The sequence below is a fragment of the Methylobacter psychrophilus genome, from assembly GCF_025583945.1.
In the GTDB taxonomy this organism is placed as follows: domain Bacteria; phylum Pseudomonadota; class Gammaproteobacteria; order Methylococcales; family Methylomonadaceae; genus Methylobacter_C; species Methylobacter_C psychrophilus.
Genome location: NZ_JAOEGU010000133.1, coordinates 1 through 1,781, shown reverse-complemented (window position 1 = coordinate 1,781; position 1,781 = coordinate 1). Strand labels below are relative to the sequence as shown.

Here is a 1,781-nt window from a genome sequence, read left to right as displayed (position 1 = left end):
AAGCTACAATTCGGATTACCAATGGACCTTTATCGCCGGACTATCCGAAGATGGTATTGCCCCAAAAGTAACCGCCTTAAGCCCGACAGAAGCAGCGACGAATATTGGCATCAACAGCCGAATCAGTGTTCGCTTTGATGAAGCCGTCAATCCGATCAGCTTTCTGGGTGATTATACCGATGTGCCGCTAACCCAAACACTATCATCGGACGCACGCTACTACTCCTTAAGTTTCAGTGACAGCAACCGCCAGGTCACCTATCTGCCCCACGATCCCTGGCCCGTCGATAGCAATGTTACCGTCACGGTAACGACACCTGAAGACTATGCAGGGCATCCGGTAACCGGCAGCAGCCACACCTTTCAGACTGCCAATGGCCCGGATACCACAGCACCCACCGTAGACGAATGGAGCATTGTTGCCAGCGCGACCAATGTACCGGTTAATACGGTATTTAAAGTCCGTCTCAATGAAGCGGTTGATCCGATGACTGTCACAACTGAAACCTTTAGACTTTACGATACCGTCACCGGTCAGAATATAGTCGCAAACCGGACGGTCAGCAGCGATGGTCGCATTCTTACCTTGGTACCGGAACAAGTACTGGCAATAGGTCGTAGTTATTATTTCTATATCTACGGAATACAGGATATGAATGGTAATACTGTCAATCAATATCGCTATTTTACAACGGCAATGATTGCTGACACGACAGCTCCACAAATAACCGGCTACAGCATTGAGACGGATCAAATCGCAGTGCCGACCAACGTGCAACTGCAAGTGCAATTTGATGAAGCGGTGAGTGGTTTAAGTTTAGGCAACATCCAGTTACGCAAAGATGAAGAAGTGATTACCGTCGTTCGTGAACTCAATGCTGATCACAAAATCCTGACCCTGAAACTGGCTCAGCCTCTGCTGGCCAACACCACTTACACCGTCCATGTAGAAGGCGTTGAAGACTTGAGCGGCAATGTGCTGGCCAGCGCTATGGCGCGTAATTTCGCTACCGGTGCCGGAGCCGGAGCCGATGTAGCCTCAAGTAGCGTGGTGCAAACCAGTCCAGCCAATGCCACCGGTAATGTAGGGTTAAACACGAAAGTAGTCGTTGCCTTTGCAGAAAGGTTAAATTCGCTGACCGTCAATCCGGAAACGATTGCCTTGTATGACACGGTTACCGGTCAGCATTTGGCAACGACAGCGGCGTTTAGTAACGATGGCAAAACCGTTACGTTAACGCCGACAGCAATGTTACTGGCCAACCGGCGGTACTCTGTTTATATCTCGATGTTTGCGCCTTTGTATGATCAGGCCGGCAACCGGATCAACAGCACCAGTACATCTTTTACAACCGGTACTGTCACCGATCTGGAAAGCCCTGTTATTACTGGTCAAAACATTGTTGATGGGGCGATTGATATCGCCGTTAACAGCAAATTACGCTTTGTCATGGATGAAGCCGTCAGTAATTTTAGTACCGCCAACAGCGTAAGCATACAAGCCAACGGTGTGGCGGTGTCTGGTACTATCACGCTCGGCAGTGACAATCGTACGCTCACATTTACGCCAACAACCGCACTAACGATCAATACCGACTATACCGTTATTGTTGATGGTCTTTATGACTCCGTTGGCAACAAAATGACCGCCATAACCAGTCACTTTACTACCGGCAGCATTAGCTCTGCCGATACCACAGCACCGACGGTCAGCATCACCCCCGCTAACGCCGTGACCGGTGTCAATGTTAATACACCGATTACCTTTACTTTCAACGAAG

The 1,781-nt window shown here is 49.4% G+C and carries 1 protein-coding gene; it reads left to right on the top strand.

All coding sequences use genetic code 11. The features are described 5' to 3' along the window. Window positions 1-1,781 (top strand): Ig-like domain-containing protein (locus N7974_RS20475; protein WP_262967382.1); only part of this gene is annotated, 1,781 nt, incomplete at both ends.